At 70.2% G+C, this 19,250-nt stretch carries 16 protein-coding genes; 5 read left to right on the forward strand and 11 right to left on the reverse strand.

Annotated elements, in window-relative coordinates:
- Positions 1–32: 32 nt before the first annotated feature.
- Positions 33–1,757 (reverse strand): arginine--tRNA ligase, encoded by a 1,725-nt coding sequence (argS, locus tag BM162_RS11145; RefSeq protein WP_093421745.1) that lies wholly within the window; start codon positions 1,755–1,757, stop codon positions 33–35.
- Positions 1,758–1,965: 208 nt separating this feature from the next.
- Positions 1,966–3,795: a cation:proton antiporter gene (locus tag BM162_RS11150; RefSeq protein ID WP_093421747.1), complete on the reverse strand. Its 1,830-nt coding sequence runs from the start codon at positions 3,793–3,795 to the stop codon at positions 1,966–1,968.
- A gap of 133 nt (positions 3,796–3,928) precedes the next feature.
- On the opposite strand from BM162_RS11150, the gene BM162_RS11155 reads away from it, so the two are divergent.
- A complete protein-coding gene (locus BM162_RS11155) occupies positions 3,929–5,497 on the forward strand; it encodes an alpha-amylase family glycosyl hydrolase (protein WP_245759244.1) in 1,569 nt (522 codons plus the stop codon).
- 412 nt (positions 5,498–5,909) lie between these two features.
- On the opposite strand, the gene BM162_RS11160 is transcribed toward BM162_RS11155, so the two are convergent.
- Positions 5,910–7,091, reverse strand: coding sequence for a deoxyguanosinetriphosphate triphosphohydrolase (locus BM162_RS11160; RefSeq protein WP_093421752.1), 1,182 nt, complete (start codon positions 7,089–7,091; stop codon positions 5,910–5,912).
- A gap of 82 nt (positions 7,092–7,173) precedes the next feature.
- Here BM162_RS11160 and BM162_RS11165 point away from each other — a divergent pair, with 82 nt between their 5' ends.
- Positions 7,174–7,497 (forward strand): HesB/IscA family protein, encoded by a 324-nt coding sequence (locus BM162_RS11165; RefSeq protein ID WP_093422091.1) that lies wholly within the window; start codon positions 7,174–7,176, stop codon positions 7,495–7,497.
- Between the two features lie 45 nt (positions 7,498–7,542).
- Here BM162_RS11165 and BM162_RS11170 read toward each other — a convergent pair whose 3' ends face one another.
- Genes BM162_RS11170 through BM162_RS11185 form a run of 4 tightly spaced genes read right to left on the reverse strand, consistent with a single transcriptional unit; the run spans position 7,543 to position 10,614 of the window.
- Positions 7,543–8,211: an alpha/beta hydrolase gene (locus tag BM162_RS11170; RefSeq protein WP_093421755.1), complete on the reverse strand. Its 669-nt coding sequence runs from the start codon at positions 8,209–8,211 to the stop codon at positions 7,543–7,545.
- Entirely contained in the window at positions 8,208–8,837 is a 630-nt protein-coding gene (locus BM162_RS11175) for a DNA-3-methyladenine glycosylase family protein (protein ID WP_093421757.1), read from the reverse strand. Before BM162_RS11175 ends, BM162_RS11170 begins: the two co-directional genes overlap by 4 nt.
- On the reverse strand, positions 8,834–9,568 hold the full coding sequence (locus BM162_RS11180) for a cobalt-precorrin-6A reductase (protein ID WP_093421760.1): 735 nt from the start codon (positions 9,566–9,568) through the stop codon (positions 8,834–8,836). Before BM162_RS11180 ends, BM162_RS11175 begins: the two co-directional genes overlap by 4 nt.
- On the reverse strand, positions 9,568–10,614 hold the full coding sequence (locus BM162_RS11185) for a cobalt-precorrin-5B (C(1))-methyltransferase (RefSeq protein WP_093421763.1): 1,047 nt from the start codon (positions 10,612–10,614) through the stop codon (positions 9,568–9,570). The genes BM162_RS11180 and BM162_RS11185 overlap by 1 nt, the downstream gene beginning before the upstream one ends.
- A 99-nt stretch (positions 10,615–10,713) precedes the next feature.
- Between BM162_RS11185 and cobA the strand changes: the two genes are divergently transcribed.
- The 3 genes from cobA to BM162_RS11200 all read left to right on the forward strand — a co-directional run bounded on the left by cobA (position 10,714) and on the right by BM162_RS11200 (position 14,244).
- Entirely contained in the window at positions 10,714–11,565 is an 852-nt protein-coding gene (gene cobA, locus BM162_RS11190) for a uroporphyrinogen-III C-methyltransferase (protein WP_093421765.1), read from the forward strand.
- Between the two features lie 150 nt (positions 11,566–11,715).
- The gene (locus BM162_RS11195; protein WP_093421768.1) at positions 11,716–12,984 is read left to right on the forward strand and encodes a cobyrinic acid a,c-diamide synthase CobB; all 1,269 of its coding nucleotides are present in this window, start codon (positions 11,716–11,718) and stop codon (positions 12,982–12,984) included.
- A gap of 39 nt (positions 12,985–13,023) precedes the next feature.
- The gene (locus tag BM162_RS11200) at positions 13,024–14,244 is read left to right on the forward strand and encodes an MFS transporter (RefSeq protein WP_093421770.1); all 1,221 of its coding nucleotides are present in this window, start codon (positions 13,024–13,026) and stop codon (positions 14,242–14,244) included.
- 67 nt (positions 14,245–14,311) lie between these two features.
- Here the strand turns inward: BM162_RS11200 and BM162_RS11205 are convergent, their stop codons facing one another.
- From BM162_RS11205 to BM162_RS11220, 4 genes are all read right to left on the reverse strand, one after another.
- Positions 14,312–15,064, reverse strand: coding sequence for a squalene/phytoene synthase family protein (locus BM162_RS11205; RefSeq protein ID WP_093421773.1), 753 nt, complete (start codon positions 15,062–15,064; stop codon positions 14,312–14,314).
- Positions 15,061–16,686: a citramalate synthase gene (gene cimA / locus BM162_RS11210; RefSeq protein WP_093421775.1), complete on the reverse strand. Its 1,626-nt coding sequence runs from the start codon at positions 16,684–16,686 to the stop codon at positions 15,061–15,063. Before cimA ends, BM162_RS11205 begins: the two co-directional genes overlap by 4 nt.
- A gap of 121 nt (positions 16,687–16,807) precedes the next feature.
- The gene (gene cysS / locus BM162_RS11215; protein WP_093421777.1) at positions 16,808–18,181 is read right to left on the reverse strand and encodes a cysteine--tRNA ligase; all 1,374 of its coding nucleotides are present in this window, start codon (positions 18,179–18,181) and stop codon (positions 16,808–16,810) included.
- 269 nt (positions 18,182–18,450) lie between these two features.
- On the reverse strand, positions 18,451–19,227 hold the full coding sequence (locus tag BM162_RS11220; RefSeq protein ID WP_093421779.1) for an enoyl-CoA hydratase-related protein: 777 nt from the start codon (positions 19,225–19,227) through the stop codon (positions 18,451–18,453).
- Positions 19,228–19,250 lie beyond the last annotated feature (23 nt).

Genomic DNA, 19,250 nt, shown 5'->3' on the forward strand with positions numbered 1-19,250 from the left:
CGTCTGCCTCCGGCCGGGGCGCTTGGTTCAGGTCAGCGCATTTCCTCGACCGGGGTCACGCCGAGAATACCAAGACCGGCCGAAATAACAACGGCAACGGCCCGCGGCAGCGCCATTTTCCCGGCCGAGGCCGCGGCGTCGTCCTCTTGCAGGAAGCGCAGCGACGGATCGTCGTTGCCCTTGTTCCAGAGCGCGTGGAAGGCGCTGGCGAGGTCGTAGAGGTAGAAGGCCACGCGGTGGGGTTCGTGGTTGCGCGCCGCGATCTCGACCAGGCGCGGCCACTCGGCCAGCGCCTTGGCCACCGCGACCTCGGCCTCGTCGCGCAGTTGCGGGGTGTCCGACGGCGACACGCCCGCCGCCTCGGCCTTGCGCAGGACCGAGCGGATCCGGGCGTGCGCGTACTGCACGTAGAAGACCGGGTTGTCCTTCGACTGCTCGAGCACCTTGTCGAAGTCGAAGTCCAGCGGCGCGTCGTTCTTGCGCGTGAGCATGTGGAAGCGCGTCACATCCGGGCCGACCTGGTCGACCACGTCGCGTAGGGTCACGAAGGTACCCGCGCGCTTCGACATCTTGAACGGCTCGCCGTTCTTGTAGAGCTTGACGAGCTGCGTGAGCTTGACGTCGAGCGGCACGCGGCCGTCCGACAGCGCGCTGACGGCGGCCTTCATCCGCTTTACGTAGCCGCCGTGGTCGGCGCCGAAGACGTCGATCAGCTCGTCATAGCCGCGCTCGATCTTGTCGTAGTGATAGGCGATGTCGGGCGCGAAATAGGTCCACGATCCGTCAGACTTCTTCACCGGGCGGTCCACGTCGTCGCCATGCGCGGTCGAGCGGAACAGCGTCTGCTCGCGCGGCTCCCAGTCCTCGGGCACCTTGCCCTTGGGCGGCTCGAGCACGCCTTCGTAGATCAGGCCCTTCGCCGCGAGCGAGTCCAGCGCCGCCTCGATCCGGCCGGTGCCGTAAAGCGACTTCTCCGAGAAGAAGCGATCCATCTCGACCCCCAGCGCGGCGAGGTCGGCGCGGATCATGTCCATCATCGCCTCGGTGGCGAAGCTGCGCACCTCGTCCAGCCAGACGGACTCGGGTTGGCCCACGAAGGCGTCGCCGTGAACCTGTTTCAGCCGCTCGCCCACCTCGATCAGGTAGTCGCCGGGATAGGTCCCGTCCTCGAACGCCACCTCCTGTCCGTGAGCCTCCAGGTAGCGGAGATAGACCGACCGCGCGAGGACATCGACCTGCGCGCCGCCGTCGTTGATGTAGTATTCCCGCGTGACGTCGTAGCCCGCGTAGTCCAGCAGCGACGCCAGCGCGTCGCCGAAGACCGCGCCGCGCGTATGGCCCACGTGCAGCGGCCCGGTCGGGTTGGCCGAAACGTACTCGACGTTCACCCGCCGCTCCTGCCCCATGTCGGACCGCCCATAGGCCGCGCCCTCGGCCAGGATCTCCTCGACAACGCCCTGCCAGACGGATGCCGCGAGACGAAGGTTCAGGAAGCCGGGCCCCGCAACCTCGGCCACGTCGATCCGGTCGTCGCCCGCAAGCTTGCCGGCCAGAGCATCGGCGATGTCGCGCGGCTTGAGGCCCGAAGGCTTGGCCAGCACCATCGCCGCGTTCGTCGCCATGTCGCCGTGCGCGGGATCGCGTGGCGGCTCGACCGTGACGTTGTCGTAGGGCAGACCGTCGGGCAGCGTTCCCTCCGCGGCCAGCGTGTCGAGCGCCTCGGTCACGAGCGTGCGGATGTCGGAGAAAAGGTTCATGCGGCGTCCTGTGGTGCTTGGGCAGCCGCGGGTTTACCACTTGGCGCGGGCGCGTCAATCGAGGCGGCGTCCGGTCGCGGCGCGCCTTCGGCGCACGTCTGTGCGTTCAGGGGGCTCTGCCCCCGTCCGCCTGCGGCGGACTCCCCCGGGATATTTCAGGACCGAAGATGGGAGCCGCCCTTGGGATAGATGGGAGCCGCCCTTGGGATCAGGCGGCCTTGCGCTTGTTGTCGTCCTCGGGCGGGAGCATCGAGACGAGGCGGGTGCCGGGGTGGGGTTTCAGGTCGTCCTCCTGCTCGGGCGAGACGAAGGCGAAGACACCGTCTTCGTCGATGCTGCCCAGAAGGACGGCGTGGGGGCGCTTCTCGCGCCATTCCTCGAGCCCGTATTCCTCGGTCAGGCGCGTCACGCGGAAGCGCCAGCCCTGCCACATGCGCCGGTTGAGCTCGCGATAGGTCGCCCCGTCGCCGAAGGGCCGGCCGCCCAGGGAGGCGGGCAGCTGGTAGCGCGAGCGCTCGCCCTTTTCGCGCGCCACCTGGTAGACGAATTCCCTCCCGAACTCGGGGCCGAGGTCGGTGGCGACGAGCGTGTTGTAGGCATCGTTGTCGGTGGCGGCGACGACGGTGCGGAAGCCCTGCACCTCGACCCGGTGCTCGGCAGCCTCGGACAGGATGTCGCCGAAGAAGATGCGGATGCCGGCCTCGCGCGCCGCGCGCAGGTGGCTGCGGTTGGCGTCGGCGATCAGGACCGGCACCTCGGCGTCCTTCAGCGCCTCGGCCAGCCCCACCGTCCAGTGCGAGCCGCCGACGATCAGCACGCCCGGCGTCTCGGCCGCGGTCAGGCCCAGAAGGCGGGCGAAGGGGGCGAGCGTGAAGCCGTGCACCACCACCGACACGGTGACCAGCAGGAAGGCCAGCGGGCCGATCAGCGCGCCGTCGGCGACGCCGAGCTGTTGCAGCCGCTCGCCGAACAGGCCGGCCACCGCCACCAGCACCACCCCGCGCGGGCCCGTCAGCGCCACCAGCAGCCGTTCGCGCCAGGGCAGCTTGGTGAAGGTCAGCGCGACGAAGACCGTCAGCGGTCGCGCCACAAGGAGCACGATGGCCACGAAGAGGATGGCGCGCCAGTCGAGTTCCTCGAGCGCCGTGAAATCGAGCGAGGCGGCCAGCAGGATGAACACGCCCGAGACCAGCAGGATCGTCGCGTGCTCCTTGAAGCGGCGCAGTTCCTCGTAGGAGGGCAGGTTCGCGTTGGCGATCACCAGCCCCATCACCGTCACCGCCAGCAGGCCGCTTTCGTGCAGCACCGCGTCCGAGGCCGCGAACACGACCAGCAGCACCGCGAACAGCACCGGCACCTTCATGTATTCCGGCACCTTCGCCCGGCGGAACGCCCAGGCCAGGCCGAAGCCAGCCGCCGCGCCCAGGATCAGCGCGGTGCCGATGCCAAGCACCAGAGCGAAGATCGCGCTTTCGGCCTCGGTCGCGGTATAGGCGACGAGCACGTATTCGAAGGCAAGAACCGCCGCGAGCGCGCCCAGCGGGTCGTTGATGATCGCCTCCCACTGCAGAAGGGCCCCCGGACGGCGGGCCAGCCGTGCCGTGCGCAGCATCGGCGCGATCACCGTGGGGCCGGTCACGATCATGATGCCGCCGAAGACGCTGGCGCTGGCCCAGCTGAGCCCGGCGCCCCAGCGCAGGCACAGCGCCGACAGCAGCCAGCCCAGCGGCGCCCCGATGAACACCAGCCGCCGCACGCCCTCGGCCGCATCGCTGAGCGAGCGGAGGTTGAGCGACAGCCCGCCCTCGAACAGGATGACGGCGACGGCGAGCGAGATCATGGGCGTGGCCAGGGGCCCGATGTCGCGCGCGGGGTCGAACAGCCCGGTCGCCGGACCCGCGATCAGGCCCGCCGCCAGCATCAGCACGATCGCCGGCATCCTGAGCCGCCAGGCGATCCACTGCGCGCCCACCCCGAGCGCACCCACCAGCGCGAAGGCCGTCACCGGGCTCAACGCGCCCTCGCCCGCGATCGCCATGTCCATCCCCTTCCGCAACACCTGCGTGCAGCTTCCGCAATGCCGCGTGCGCGCGCAAGGTTCCGCCGCCGGGCTTGCGCAAGTGCGGGCCGCACGTCACGCTGACGCAGCGGCACTACAGGGAGGCGCCCCCGTGAGCGAACCCGACGCGCCCGGCTGGTGGCAGCACGGGATCATCTATCAGATCTATCCCCGCTCGTTTCAGGACAGCGACGGAGACGGCGTGGGCGATCTGTCCGGCATTGCCCGGCGGCTCGACCATCTCGTGGAGCTGGGCGTGGACGCGGTCTGGCTCTCACCCATCTTCCCCTCGCCCATGGCCGATTTCGGCTACGATATCAGCGACTATACCGGGGTCGACCCGCTTTTCGGAACGCTCGACGACTTCGACGCGCTGGTGCGGGCGGTGCACGGGCGGGACATGCGGCTGTTGCTGGACCTCGTGCCCAGCCACACCTCGGACCAGCATCCATGGTTCCTGGACGCCCGGTCGGGGCGCACCGCCGACAAGCGAGACTGGTATATCTGGCGCGACGCCGCGCCGGACGGCGGGCCGCCCAACAACTGGCTCAGCGAGTTCGGGGGGCCCGCCTGGACCTGGGACGAACCGACGGGGCAGTACTACCTGAGCATCTACCTGCCTGAGCAGCCGGCGCTGAACTGGCGCAACCCGCAGGTACGGGCGGCGATGTACGACGTGATGCGCTTCTGGTTCGACCGGGGCGTGGACGGGTTCCGCGTGGACGCGGTGGCGCATCTGGCCCCCGACGACGCCTTTCGCGACAACCCGCCGAACCCCGACTGGCAGCCAGGCATGGACCCGGCGCAGGCGGTATTCCGCATCTACACCCGCCATCAGGACGCGGGCTTCGACTACGTGCGCGAGATGCGGGCCGTGGCGGACGAGTATCCCGAGCGGGTTCTGGTGGGCGAAGCCTATGGCCCGCTCGAGGACATTATCCGCTATTACGGCGAGGCGCTCGACGGCTTCCACCTGCCCTTCAACTTCGAGCTTCTGGCCGCGCCGTGGGACGCCGGGCACATCGCCGACTACGCCGACACCTACGAAGCCGCCCTGCCCGACGGCGCGTGGCCGAACTGGGTGCTGGGCAACCACGACCGCAGCCGCGTGGCCAGCCGCATCGGTCCGGCGCAGGCGCGGGTGGCGGCGCTGCTACTGCTCACGCTGCGCGGCACGCCCACGATCTATCAAGGCGACGAGCTGGGGCTGGAGGACACGCCCATTCCGCCCGACGCGGTGCAGGACCCGTGGGAGAGAAACGTGCCCGGCCAGGGCCTGGGCCGCGACCCGGTGCGCACGCCGATGATCTGGGAGGACGCGCCGAACTGCGGCTTCACCACCGGCGCACCGTGGCTGCCGATGCCAAAGGGTGCGAACGCCTCGGCGCAGGCGGCCGATCCCGGCTCGATGCTGTCGCTCCACCGCCGGATCATCGCCCTGCGCCGGGCCGAGCCGGCGCTGTCGGTGGGCGGCTACGAGAGGGTTTCGGCCGAGGACGGGGTCTTTACCTTTGCCCGCGCGCATGAGGGGCGCCGGCTGGTCGTGTCGCTCAACATGACGTCAAAGCCCCGGCCGCTGGAGGTCGAGGGGCGGTTGCTGCTCTCCACGCGGGCGGAAAGAACGGACATTTCCGATGGCGTGCTGGGGCCGAACGAGGGCGTGGTGATCGAGCCGGTTTGACAAACAATGCTAGCGCGGAATCTAACCGACGGCGCCAGGCGGGCGCCAATCCGGTCCCGTTCGGCGGGCCGGCGCCTCGTCCAGCGATTGCGCCTCCCGCGCGACTTAAGGAAGAGGCGCTGGAGGCGTGAACCGTGGTCGAGCAGAATTGACGCTGGCAATCGGCCCCCGCCCGAAATCAAGCCGACGCGCCGAACGAGCGCCTGCCCGTCCCGGCGGGCTGGCGCTTTTGCCGCCGAAGCGCGTCGGACGGATGTTGCCCGGACTTGGCTGCCATAAAGCGCGCCGCCCTGTCGTTGCGGCGCCACCCCACGGGCAGGCGCGCGCCCGGCAGCGTCGGACGGCCGGGCGATTGGCGCGACATCGCCCGAAGGACTATCGCTTCACCGGGTGTGCCGGAGCGAGACCCGCCTCAGAAATGGTGCGCCGTCAGGATCGGCCCGGTCTTCGGCTCCAGCCCCTGGCACAGCCGGGCGTGTTCCTGGATGGCGAAACGGTCGGTCATGCCGGCGATGTAGTCCGACACGATGCGCGCCAGATGCGTCTCGCTGCCCGCGTCCTCCACGTCCTTGCACCACTGCTTGGGCAGCAGGTCGGGCCGCTCCATGTAAAGCGGGAAGAGCTCGCGCACGACCTGCGTCACCTCCTGCCGCATCTCGACGACCGAGGGTGCGCGATACATGCGGTGGAACAGGAAATGCCGGATCTGCTGCAGGTCCCGCCACACACGGTCCGAGAACCGCGCCACCGGCACCCCGGCCTCGCGCACCTCCTGGGCCGAGCGCGCGTCGATCTTCTGAAGGCGCGTCTTGGCCTCGGCGATCACGTCCTCGACCAGGATGCCGAAGAAGCGGCGCAGCGCTTCGTGGCGGCGGCGGTAATAGTTCAGCCCCGGCCACAGCCGGTCGACCTCGGCGAAGCAGCGGTCGAGCATCGGCAACTCGGCCAGTTCGTCGGTCGAGAACAGCTCGGCCCGCAGCCCGTCGTGCAGGTCGTGGTTGTTGTAGGCGATGTCGTCCGAGAGCGCCGCCACCTGCGCCTCGGCGCTGGCATGGGTGTGCAGTTCCAGGTCGTGGATCGCGTCGTACTCGGCCAGCGCATAGGGGATGTCGCCCGTGACCGGCCCGTTGTGCTTGGCGATGCCCTCCAGCGTCTCCCATGTCAGGTTCAGCCCGTCGAAGCCGGCGTAGTGGCGTTCGAGCGAGGTGACGATCTTGATCGCCTGCGCGTTGTGGTCGAAGCCGCCATAGGGCGCCATCAGGTCCTGCAACGCATCCTCGCCCGTGTGGCCGAAGGGCGGGTGGCCCAGATCGTGGGCCAGCGCCACGGCCTCGGTCAGCTCCTCGTTCAGACCCAGCACTCCCGCGATCGTCCGCGCGACCTGCGCCACCTCGATCGAGTGGGTCAGGCGCGTGCGGAAATAATCGCCCTCGTGCTCGACGAAGACCTGCGTCTTGTGCTTCAGTCGCCGGAAGGCCGAAGCGTGGATGATCCTGTCCCGGTCGCGCTGGAAGCACGAGCGGAACGTGGAAAGCCCCTCGTCATGGAGCCGCCCCCGGCTGTCGGCCGGGTCCGAGGCGTATGGTGCGTGCATGGGCCTGCCTGATCCTTGTCGCCCTGTCCCGCGGCCCATATATTCCACATCGCCCTGCAACGAAACGTGAAAGCCCATGGACCTGAACCTGCCTCCGAAAGTGACCGACCGGGCGTTCGAGCGCCTCTCCGAGATCGACGCGGCCGCCCAGGGCCAGGCGCTGCGGGTCGCGGTCGAGGGCGGCGGCTGCTCGGGCTTCCAGTACGAGATCAAGCTCGACACGCCGGACACCGACGACCTGGTGCTGGAAAAGGACGGGCAGAAGGTGCTGGTCGACAGCGTGTCGCTGCCCTTCCTGTCGGGCGCGACCATCGACTTCACCGAGGAGCTGATCGGCGCGCGCTTCGTCATCGACAACCCCAACGCCACCTCGTCCTGCGGCTGCGGCACGTCATTCTCGATGTAAGGTCGTCACGTCGCTGCCCCGGCAATCCGGGGCAGCTTTGGCGATCTAGCCCTCGAGGCCCAGCCGTTCGCGCATGAAAGCGACCGCCACCGACAGCCCGTCGGGGGCGATGCCGTGGGCGGTGCCCTTCATCACGTGAGCATAAACGTCGAAGCCCGCGCCCTGGAGCGCCTCGGCGGCCTCGGGCAGCGATTGCGGCGGCACCACGTCGTCCTGGTCGCCGTGGATCAGCAGCACCGGCGGGGTCGAGACGACCTCGTCCTCAAGCGCCTCGGGGTGGATCATACGGCCCGAGAAGCCGACCACCGCCGCCACCGGCTCCGACCGCCGGGGGGCGACGTGCAGGCTCATCATCGTGCCCTGCGAGAAGCCGAACAGCACCAGCCGGTCCGCCGTCACCCCCTCGTCCTCGAGCACGCCGTCGAGGAACGCGTCGAGATCCGCGACCGAGGCGTTGAAGCTCGTCTCCATCGCCTCCTCGGGCGAGCCGTCGAGCCACGGGATCGGAAACCACTGGTATCCCATCGGGTTACCCACGCACCGCTCCGGCGCGTCCGGAGCGATGAACGCGGTGCCCGGCATGTGCGGCGCCAGCGGCTCGGCCAGCCCCAGCAGGTCGTCCCCGTTCGCGCCGTAGCCGTGGAGGAAGACCACCACCTGCCGCGCCTCGCCCTTCGGCGGCCCCTGCCGCTTCGCGTCCAGTACCCGTGTCACCTGATGCCCTCTCGTTCCTTCGCCACCCGGTAGTAGGCCCAGAGCGCCCGCGCCGCAACGCCCCGCCAAGGCGACCATGCCTCGGCCTGCGCCCGCAGCGCCCGCTCGGTCGGCCGCGCCGGCAGGTCGAACAAAAGCCGCGCACTTTCCTGCAGCGCCAGGTCGCCGGGCGCGAAGACATCCGCCCGGCCGAGCGAAAACATGGCATAGATCTCGGCCGTCCACCGCCCGATGCCCGGCACCTCGACCAGCGTGGCGATCACGTCCTCGTCGGGCACGTCGCGCAGCGCGCGGAAATCGACGCGCGCCGCCGCCAGCGCCCGGGCATAGCGGATCTTCTGGCGCGACAGGCCGCAGGCGCGCAGCTCCTCGTCACTTGCCCACAGAACCTTGCGCGGCCCGGTCAGCCGCGCCGTCTTGAGCCGCCGCCAGATCGCGTCGGCCGCCGCCACGCTGACCTGCTGGCTGACGATGGCGTCGAGCAGCGCCTCGAACCCGTCCTTGCGCCGCCTCAGCGGCAGCGGGCCCGTCAGCTCGAACGCACGCGCGAAGCGCGGCTCGCGCGCGGCCAGCCACTCTGCCCCCTCGGCCACGCAGTCGTGCGTCTGGATGATCCGTCCCGTCACAGCCGCCGCCTGACCCAGGCCAGCGCTTCCGAGACCGTTTCCACCTTCGGCGCCTCGGGCTGAAGCGGCCGCCGGATCATGGCCACCGGGATGCCGAGGTTGCGCGCGGCATCCAATTTCGACCGGCTCGCCGCGCCGCCCGCGTTTTTGACCACCAGCCAGTCGATCCCCAGCCGGTGAAACAGCGTCTCCTCGTCCTCGACCGAGAACGGGGGCCGGCCGACGACGTATTCGCCGTTGTCCAGCGGAAACGGTGCCTCCGGCGGGTCGATCTGGCGCACGTACAGGAAACGCCCCTCGAGGCAGGTGAGCCGCTCGAGCGTCCGCCGCCCTGTCGCGACGAAAACCCGCGCGCCGGAGGGGATGTGGCGCGCCGCCTCGCACTCCTCGTTCAGGAACACCCAGGCGTCGCCCTCGACCGGCAGCCAGGCCCGGCGCAGGAACTGCATGTAGGGGATGTGCCGGTCCGCGCAGACCTCGGCCGTGCGATGGCTGATGCGCGTGGCGAAGGGATGGGTGGCGTCCAGCACCGCACCGATGCCTTCGTGATCCAGGAAGCTCTCGAACCCTTCGCGTCCGCCGAAGCCGCCGATGCGGGTCGGCACGCCCAGCGACACCGGCGTGCGCGTGGCCCCGGCGAGCGAGGCGATGACGCTCAGTCGCCGCTCGCTCGACAGCGCCTCGGCAAGGGTGCGTGCCTCGCCCGTGCCAGCCAGCAACAGAAGTCGCATCAGCTCGCCTGCGCGAGCACCCTGCCCGCGCGGTCGCACACCACGACATCCACGGCGATCCCCGTGCCTTTCACCATCGCGTCCAGTTCCCCCAGCGCCTTTTCCGCCACGGCCCGCGCAAGCGGCGGACCGGCAATTTCATGGGCATTTAGCACTGTGGAGCACGTGGCAAGTTCCGGCCGGCCCACCAGCGCCGCCAACCGGTCGAAATCCACCACCGTCCGCGACGAATGCAGGTCCCGCGCCCCCTGCGCCAGCTTCGTCACCTTCGCGACGCCCCCGCCGACGGTCAGGCGCGGCACCGGGTGGCGCACCAGGTACTTCACCAGCCCGCCCACGAAATCCCCCATGTCGAGCATCGCGTGATCTGGCAGACCGTACAGCGCCTGCACCGCCGCCTCGCTCTGCGCACCGGTGGTTCCGGCGACATGCTCCAGCCCCGCCGCCCGCGCCACGTCGATCCCGCGGTGGATCGAGGCGATCCAGGCCGCGCAACTGAACGGCCGCACCACGCCGGTCGTCCCGAGGATCGACAAGCCGCCCGCGATTCCCAGCCGCGGGTTCCAGGTCTTGCGCGCGATCTCGTCCCCGCCGGGGATGCTGACGGTGATCTCGATGTCCGGTCGTGCGCCGTACTCCGCCGCCAGCGCCTCGACCTCCGCCGTCATCATCCGGCGCGGCACGGGGTTGATCGCCGCCTCCCCCGGCGGGATCGGCAGGCCCGGCTTCGTCACGGTGCCCACGCCCGCCCCGGCGCGGAACACCACGCCGCCGGGGGACGACGTCACCCGCGCCACGATCAGCGCCCCATGGGTCACGTCGGGGTCGTCGCCCGCGTCCTTGACGATGCCCGCCTCGGCCCAGCCCTCCCCCGCGTCCCGGTGCGCCAGGTCGAACACCGGCACCTCGCCCTTGGGCAGCACGATCGACACCGTCTCCGGGAACGCGCCGCCCCACAGCCGCGTCAGCGCCGCCTTCACGGCGGCGGTGGCGCAGGCGCCCGTGGTCCAGCCGCGGCGCAATTCTCGGGGCGGGGTGCGTGTCATCGGCGGCGACTATAGGCGCGCGCAACGGTGCCGCCAATCCGGCGCGCGGCGTCGCATCGGGGCCTTCCCGCCGCGCCGCGCGCCCGCCATAAGGGGCACATGGACGACTCGTTTCCCCTCCCCTCCGGCGATTGGCCCGAACTGAAGCCCGGCTGGGTCTGGCTCTGCGGCGCGGGCCCGGGCGATCCGGGCCTGCTGACGCTGCACGCCCTGAACGCGCTGCGCCAGGCCGACGTCATCGTCTACGACGCGCTGGTGGAACCGGCCATCCTCGACTGGGCCCCGCAGGCCGAGACCATCTATGCCGGCAAGCGCGGCGGCAAGCCTTCGGCCAAGCAGCGTGATATCTCGCTGCGCCTCGTCGACCTGGCCCGCGCCGGTCGCCGCGTCTTGCGGCTCAAGGGCGGCGACCCGTTCGTCTTCGGCCGCGGCGGGGAAGAGGCGCAGACCCTCGTCCAGCACGACGTTCCCATCCGCATCATCCCCGGCATCTCCGCCGGGATCGGCGGCCTCGCCTATGCCGGCATCCCGGTCACGCACCGCGACGTGAACCAGTCCGTCACCTTCGTCACCGGCCACGACCAGTCGGGCGAGACGCCGTCGTCGCTCGACTGGCAAGCCATCTCGAAGGGCAGCCAGGTGATCGTGATCTACATGGGTATGAAGCACATCGCCCAGATCGCGGGCGCGCTTCTGGCCGCTGGCCGGCCCGCCTCGGAACCCGTCGCCGTCGTCACCACCGCCACGACGCCCGGCCAGCACGTGCTCGAAACCACGCTGGCCACGTGCGAGGCCGACATCGCCGCCGCCGCGCTCGAGCCGCCGGCGATCATCTGCGTGGGCCGCTCGGTCCTGATGCGACAGGTGCTCGACTGGCAGGCCCTGGCCCGCGGAGAGGCCCCGCGCAACACCGATCCGCTCGGCCGTGGCCGCCCCGCCGACATCGCCTGACCGCATGCGCACGATCCGTCCCATCTTCGGTCCGGAAATATCCCCGGGGGTGAATGGCCCGCAGGGCCAGAGGGGGCAGGCAGCCCCCTCATACGTCAGGCGAATGTGCCCCTCCCGCACCGTAATGTCCGACGATTTCCCACGCGCCCCATGCCCGGCCTGATCCTCTCCGCTCCCGCCTCCGGCAGCGGCAAGACGACGATCACGCTCGGCCTGCTGCGCGCGCTGACACGGCGCGGTGTCACCGTGCGCGGCGCGAAGTCCGGCCCCGACTACATCGACCCCGGCTTTCACGAGGCCGCCTGCGGCCGCCCTTGCCTCAACCTCGACGCCTGGGCCATGACCCCCGCCCGCCTGCGCAGCCTGGCCAGCGGACAGGGCCTGCTGATCGTCGAAGGCGCGATGGGCCTTTACGACGGCGCGCCGCCCGACGGGCGCGGAGCCACCGCCGACCTCGCCCGCCAGCTGCGCCTGCCCGTGGCGCTGATCCTCGACGCCAGCCGCATGGCGCAGTCCGCCGCGCCACTGGTCGCCGGATTCGCCGCCCATGACCGCGACGTCGACGTGGGCGCGGTGATTCTGAACAACGTGGGCTCCGATCGGCACGAGGCGATGCTGCGCCGCGCCCTCGCGCCCCTGCCGATCCCGGTCATCGGGGCATTGCGCCGGCAACCCGACCTCGCCCATCCGTCGCGCCACCTCGGGCTCGTGCAGGCCGAGGAGCGCGCCGACCTCGACGCCTTCCTCGACCTTGCCGCCGACGCGATCGAGCGGGCCGTCGACCTCGACGCCCTGCTGGCCCTTGCCGAACCGCTGCCCCCCGCTCCGGAGGCCCCGCGCACACCACCCCCGGCGCAGCGCATCGCCGTGGCCCGCGACGCCGCCTTCGCCTTCGCCTATCCGCACCTGATGGACGATTGGCACGCCGCCGGGGCCGAGATCGCGCCCTTTTCGCCCTTGGCCGACGACCCGGTGCCCGAGGCCGACCTGGTCTACCTTCCCGGCGGTTATCCGGAACTCCATGCAGGCCGCCTCGCCGCCGCGCAGGCCTTCATCGCATCTCTCAAGACCGCCGCCCAACGTGCTCTGATTTATGGAGAATGTGGCGGCTACATGACCCTCGGCGAGACGCTCACCGACGCGCAGGGACGCACGCACCGGATGGCCGGGCTGCTCCCGTTGGCCACCAGCTTCGCCGAGCGCAAGCTGCACCTTGGCTACCGCCGCGTCGAGGCCGCCGCCGGTCCCTTCGCCGGGACATGGGCTGCGCACGAGTTCCACTATGCCACCGTGATCCACGAGAAGGGCCCGCGCCTTTTCGCCGCCACCGACGCCGAGGGCACGCGCCTGCCGCCGATGGGGCTGATCCGGGGCTCCGTCTCGGGCAGCTTTGCCCATCTCATCGACCGCGTCGAATGAGGGTTTTCTTCCTCTTTCCGCAGGGATAATCGGAACAGCATGACCGATGCGACTTACTCCAGCGGAACGGATGTCCGCGCCCGCCGCAACGTCGCCATCCTGGTGGCGGCGCAGGCCTTCCTCGGCGCGCAGATGCCGATGATCTTCGTCGTGGGCGGGCTGGCCGGGCAGTCGCTGGCCTCCAACGTCTGCTTCGCGACGCTCCCGATCTCGCTGATCGTCCTGGGCTCGATGCTCAGCGCGCAGCCGCTGGCGTCCCTCATGCAGCGCTTCGGCCGCCGTGCCGGTTTCTTCACGGGCGCGGCCGGGGGCGCGGCCGGCGCCACGATCGGCGCCATTGCGCTGGTAAACGCGAACTTTCCGCTGTTCCTGCTCGGCTCGCTCCTGACCGGCATTTATATGTCGGCGCAGGGCTTCTACCGCTTCGCCGCCGCCGACACGGCGAGCGAGTCGTTCCGGCCCAAGGCGATTTCCTACGTCATGGCCGGCGGCCTCGTCTCGGCCGTCATCGGCCCGCAACTGGTCAAGGCCACCTCCGACGCGATGGTGGTGCCGTTCCTGGGCACTTACCTCGCCGTCATCGCCGTCAACGCCGTGGGCGCGCTGCTCTTCCTCGCGCTCGACATCCCCAAGCCACCGGTCCCGGACGAGGATGCCCCCAAGGGCCGCACCCGGCTTGAACTGCTGAAGACCCCGCGCATCGCCGTCGCGATCATCTGCGCCATGGTCAGCTACGCCCTGATGAACCTGGTGATGACCTCGACGCCGCTCGCCGTCGTCGGGTGCGGGTTCGAACAGGACACCGCCGCCGACGTGGTCACCGGCCACGTGCTCGCCATGTTCGCCCCCTCTTTCTTCACCGGTCACCTGATCGCCCGCTTCGGGGTCGAGAAGATCGTCGCCACGGGTCTGGTCATCCTCGCCGCCGCGGGCGGCGTGGGCCTGGCCGGGGTCGAGGTCGAGAACTTCTTCCTCGCCCTCGTCCTCCTGGGCCTCGGCTGGAACTTCGGCTTCATCGGCGCGACCACCATGCTCGCCGGCGCCCACCGCCCGGAAGAGCGGGGCCGCGTGCAGGGCATGAACGACATGATCGTCTTCGGCTGCGTCACCGTCGCCTCGCTCGCTTCGGGCGGGCTGATGAACTGCTCGGGCGGGACGGCGCAGGAAGGCTGGACCGCCGTCAACCTCGCCATGGCGCCGTTCCTCGCCCTGGCCGGTGGCGCGCTGATCTGGCTGGTGATGCGCCCGAAGGGCGCCTGAACCGCGGGCAACTGCTGGCGCAAATCCCTTCAGAAGGGATTTGACAAAGCTCTTCAGAAGACCTTTGTCACCGCCCGATCAACGCGAACCGCATCAACCCCGCCCGGCGCGCGAACTCGGACTGAACCAGCCGCCCCTCGGCCACTCGCCCCGGCTCCTCCGCCGCCTGGCCCAGCAGCGCCCCGGCCCGCCACGCGGGCAGCACCGCCGGCCGGGCCACCCGGCTCACCCGCGCCCCGCGCAGCTGCTGCAAACCTTCGCGCGCCAGACGCTGCACGGCCTCGCCGCGCCCGTCGGCGAGCGGTCGCCGCCCCCGCGCCTCGAGTTCCGGGATCGCCAGGAACCAGTTCGCGAGCCCCTGCGCCTGCGCCACGCGCCGCACTTCCGGCTGGTCGTCCTCGGCCGCTCCCAGTGCCCGCGCCGCCACCCACATCAGGTGCCCGGCGGTGGCGTCGAGATAGGCCCAGAACGCCGCCTCGTCCTCGAACGGCTCGCCCTCGATATCCCGCCGCCGCGCCTCGATCAGATCGTCCAGCAGCCGCGCGCCCTCGGCGTCCAGCACCTCCGACAGCGGCCCCACGACCTCGTGCCGCCGCACGTTGCTGCCCGAGGCGATCTCCTCCAGCGCGTCCCGCCACCACTGCAGACGCATCTCGGCGATCATCGGCTCCTGCGTCACCCAGGGCGCGCGCGCGACTTCGAGGTTGAAGGCATAGACCGGGAACAGCACGTCCCGCGCCGCCGGGGGCGCCGCCATCGCGGCGAGGAAGCGGTCGGGATCGCCCCGCTCCACCAGCTCGGCGCAGGCCTGCAGCGTCACGCCGGCCGCTCCGGCGCACCGTCGCGCACGAGCTTCCAGTTGATCGCGTCCAGCAGCGCCTCGAACGAGGCATCCACGATGTTGGGCGACACGCCCACGGTGGACCAGCGCTTGCCGGTGGAATCCTCGCTGTCGATCACCACGCGCGTCACGGCCTCGGTCCCTCCTTGAGTGATCCGCACCTTGAAGTCCACCAGCCGCATGTCGTCGATATAGCCTTGATACGGCCCGAGGTCCTTGGCCAGCGCTTTGGCCAGCGCGTTCACCGGCCCCCGGTCGCTGCCGGTCTCGTCCATCGACTCGCTGACCGACAGCATTTTCTCCTCGCCCACCTTCACGACGACGACCGCTTCCGAGAGCGAGATCATGCGGTTGTACTTGTTCTTCCGCCGCTCGACGGTCACGCGATAGCGCTTCACCTCGAAGAAATGCGGCAGCCGCCCCAGCGCCTCGCGCGCGACCAGCTCGAACGAGGCCTGCGCGGTGTCGTAGGAATACCCCTGCCCCTCGCGCGCCTTCACCTCCTCCAGGATACGCCCGAGCGCCGGATCGCCCTTCTCGACCTCCAGCCCCATGTCCAGAAGCCGCATCCGAAGGTTCGACTGCCCCGCCTGGTTCGACATCGGCACGATGCGCGCGTTGCCCACCAGCGACGGCTCGACATGCTCGTAGGTCGTCGGATCCTTCAGGATGGCACTCGCGTGCAGCCCCGCCTTGTGCGCGAAGGCCGAGGCACCGACGTAGGGCGCCGTGCGCAGCGGCACCCGGTTCAGGATGTCGTCGAGCATCCGGCTGGTGCGCGTCAGCCGCGCCAGCGCCTCCTCCGTCACCCCGATCTCGAACCGGCTGCGGTACGGCTCCTTGAGCAGCAGCGTCGGGATCAGCGTCGTCAGGTTCGCGTTGCCGCAGCGCTCGCCCAGCCCGTTGAGCGTGCCCTGCACCTGCCGCGCGCCCGCATCGACGGCCGCCAGCGTGTTCGCCACCGCGTTGCCCGTGTCGTCATGGGTGTGGATCCCGAGCTTGTCTCCCGGCACCCCGCCCGCGATCACCTCGCACACGATCCGGCCCACCTCGCGCGGCAGCGTCCCGCCGTTCGTGTCGCACAACACGATCCACCGCGCCCCGGCCTCCAGCGCCGCCAGCAGGCATTTCAGCGCGTAGTCGGGGTTCGCCTTCCACCCGTCGAAGAAATGCTCGGCGTCGAGCAGCGTCTCGCGCCCCTCGTCAACGCAATGCGCGACCGAGGCGCGGATGTTCTCGAGGTTCTCCTCCAGCGTGATCCCCAGCGCCGTCTCGACGTGGAAATCATGCGTCTTGCCCACGAGACACACCGCCGGCGTGCCCGCATTCAGCACACCCGCCAGCACATCGTCATTCGCCGCCGACCGCCCGGCCCGCTTGGTCATCCCGAAGGCGGTGAAGGTCGCCCGCAGCGCCGGCGCCTCCTCGAAAAACTCCGAATCCGTCGGGTTCGCCCCCGGCCATCCGCCCTCGACGTAATCCACCCCGAGCGCGTCCAGCGCCTCGGCGATCTTGCGCTTCTCGGGCGTCGAGAACTGCACACCGTGCGTCTGCTGCCCGTCGCGCAGCGTCGTGTCGAACAGGAACAATCGCTCCGTCATGCTCCTGCTTCCCCCTCATCTTTGTTCGATAAATATCCTCGGGGGGGCGTCCCGCCGGGACGCGGGGGGCAGACAGCCCCCCTCCCGCACCCGGCCGGGTGCACGAGGCGTGTCACCCCTCTCACCGCAACCCCTCCAGCGCCGCCGGGTCGAAATCCGTCGCCAGCTCCCACACGGCCCCCTCGGGCGTGTCCTTCACGATCACCCCGGCCCGCGCGAACCCGTCGCGCAACGCATCGGCCCGCGCGAAGTCCTTCGCCTTCCGAGCCGCCGTCCGCTCCGCCACCAGCGTGTCCACCAGCTCCTTCACCCCGGCATCCACCGGCGACTCCTTGGCCCAAAGCGGCACCCCGCCGTCAAGGAAACCCAGCAGCGTCAGCGCCGCAGCCAGCCCCTCCACATCCTTCGCCCGATACAACTCATGCATCGCCGTCAGCGCCCCGTGGACGTTCAGGTCGTCCGCCACCGGCTCCAGCACCGCCGCCGGCACCGTGCCCGGCGCCACGCCGTCCACCGCGGCATACCACTTGCGCAGCGTCGCCTCGGCTTCCTTCGCCTTCTCCGCCGTCCAGTCCATCGGCTTGCGGTAGTGGGTCGAGAGGAACACGAAGCGGATCACCTCGCCTCTCACGCCCTGGTCCAGCAGGTCGCGCACGGTGAAGAAGTTGCCGAGCGACTTCGACATCTTCCGCCCCTCGACCTGCAGCATCTCGTTGTGCAGCCAGACCCGCGCGAACTGCCCCTCGGGATGGGCGCAGCAGGATTGCGCGATCTCGTTCTCGTGGTGCGGGAACATCAGATCGTTGCCGCCGCCGTGAATGTCGAAGCTCTCGCCCAGCAGCTCGAAGGACATGGCCGAGCACTCGATGTGCCAGCCCGGCCGCCCCCGGCCCCAGGGGCTGTCCCAGCCCGGCAGGTCCGGCGAGGACGGCTTCCACAGCACGAAGTCCATCGGGTTGCGCTTGTAGGGCGCGACCTCGACCCGCGCGCCGGCGATCATGTCCTCGACCGTCCGCCCCGACAGCCGGCCATAGTCGCGATAGCTCTCCACCGCGAACAGCACGTGCCCCTCGGCCTCATAGGCGTGGCCCTTCGCGATCAGGTCCTCGATCATCGCGATCATCTGCGGGATATAGGCGGTCGCGCGCGGCATGTGGTCGGGCTCGAGCGTGCCGAGCGCACCCATGTCCTCGAGGTACCAGCGCGTGGTCTCCTCGGTGATCTCGCCGATCGACCGCCCGCTCTCGGCGGCGCGCGCGTTGATCTTGTCATCCACGTCGGTGAAGTTGCGGACATAGCTGACGTGATCCGGCCCGTAGACCTCGCGCAGCAGGCGATAGAGCACGTCGAACACGATCACCGGCCGCGCGTTGCCCAGATGCGCCCGGTCATAGACGGTGGGCCCGCAGACATACATCCGCACGTTCCCCGGATCGATCGGCTCGAAGACCTCCTTCGCGCGCGTCCTGGTGTTGTGAAGCCTGATCTCGGTCATGTCTCGTCCCTTCGCGGGGTCCGCGGCGGGCGTATCACCTCGACATGAAGACGAAAAGACCGGCCCGCCGACGGATCAGCGGGTAATGATGCAGCGAATGATGGCCAGCTCGGTCATGCCGCTCGTCTAGCACCCGCCACGCCCCGGCGCAAGAAACCGCGCCGCGGGGGGGTTCCTCTTGCTGGAAATACTCCCGCCGGAGGCGTCGCGCCGGGCATCGCCCGGCGCCAATCGGAAGCGTGCGCCGCAAGGCGCTCATTCAGGAAACGTCACCGCCCCTCGTAGGAGGCCGCCCGCTTCTCCAGGAACGCCAGCACGCCCTCGCGGAAATCCCGCGTCTGGCCGCAATCGCCCTGCAACCGCGCCTCGAGCGCAAGCTGCCCGTCCACGTCGTTCGAAAACGACTGCCGCAGCGCCTCCTTCACGTGGGCATAGGCGACGGTGGGGCCATTCGCCAGCGTCGCGGCCCGGCCGCGCCAATGCGCGTCGAACGTCTCGTCGGCCACCGCCTCCCAGATCATTCCCCAGTCCGAGGCCTGCCGCGCCGTGATCGGCTCGGCGAACAGTGCCGCGCCCATGGCCTTGGCGAAGCCCATCTGCCGGGGCAGCCAGTACGTGCCCCCGGCGTCCGGGATCAGCCCGATGCGGGTGAAGGCCTGCACGAAGACCGCCGATTCGGCCGCGATCACCACGTCGCAGGCCAGCGCCAGGTTCGCTCCCGCCCCGGCCGCCGCGCCGTTGACGGCGGCGATGGTCGGGATCGGGCAGTCGAAGATCGCCTTGAGCATCGGCTCGTACTCGTCCCTCAGCGTCCGCTCCAGGTCGAGGCTCGCCGCGTTGCCGCCGTCGCCCAGATCCTGGCCCGAGCAGAAGGCCCGTCCCTCGCCGGTCATCACCAGCGCCCGCGCCGACTTCGCGGCCTCCTTCACGGCATGCAGGAGCTCGGCCCGCATCTGCGAGTTCAGCGCGTTCATCTTGTCGGGCCGGTTCAGGGTGAGGATGGCGAGCCCGTCGCTCTCCTCCAGGCGGATGGTCTGGTACTCCATGGGGCTCTCCTCGTCCTCGTCTC

The organism is Tranquillimonas alkanivorans, assembly GCF_900115595.1.
Taxonomy (GTDB): Bacteria; Pseudomonadota; Alphaproteobacteria; order Rhodobacterales; family Rhodobacteraceae; genus Tranquillimonas; species Tranquillimonas alkanivorans.

What these genes read in the sequence shown, in the direction of transcription:
- argS (WP_093421745.1), bottom strand. Translation starts at nt 1,757, where the DNA reads ATGAACCTTTTCTCCGACATCCGCACGCTCGTGACCGAGGCGCTCGAC.
- BM162_RS11150 (WP_093421747.1), bottom strand. Translation starts at nt 3,795, where the DNA reads ATGGCGATCGCGGGCGAGGGCGCGTTGAGCCCGGTGACGGCCTTCGCG.
- BM162_RS11160 (WP_093421752.1), bottom strand. Translation starts at nt 7,091, where the DNA reads ATGCACGCACCATACGCCTCGGACCCGGCCGACAGCCGGGGGCGGCTC.
- BM162_RS11180 (WP_093421760.1), bottom strand. Translation starts at nt 9,568, where the DNA reads ATGCGACTTCTGTTGCTGGCTGGCACGGGCGAGGCACGCACCCTTGCC.
- BM162_RS11185 (WP_093421763.1), bottom strand. Translation starts at nt 10,614, where the DNA reads ATGACACGCACCCCGCCCCGAGAATTGCGCCGCGGCTGGACCACGGGC.
- cobA (WP_093421765.1), top strand. Translation starts at nt 10,714, where the DNA reads ATGGACGACTCGTTTCCCCTCCCCTCCGGCGATTGGCCCGAACTGAAG.
- BM162_RS11195 (WP_093421768.1), top strand. Translation starts at nt 11,716, where the DNA reads ATGCCCGGCCTGATCCTCTCCGCTCCCGCCTCCGGCAGCGGCAAGACG.
- BM162_RS11200 (WP_093421770.1), top strand. Translation starts at nt 13,024, where the DNA reads ATGACCGATGCGACTTACTCCAGCGGAACGGATGTCCGCGCCCGCCGC.
- cimA (WP_093421775.1), bottom strand. Translation starts at nt 16,686, where the DNA reads ATGACGGAGCGATTGTTCCTGTTCGACACGACGCTGCGCGACGGGCAG.
- cysS (WP_093421777.1), bottom strand. Translation starts at nt 18,181, where the DNA reads ATGACCGAGATCAGGCTTCACAACACCAGGACGCGCGCGAAGGAGGTC.
- BM162_RS11220 (WP_093421779.1), bottom strand. Translation starts at nt 19,227, where the DNA reads ATGGAGTACCAGACCATCCGCCTGGAGGAGAGCGACGGGCTCGCCATC.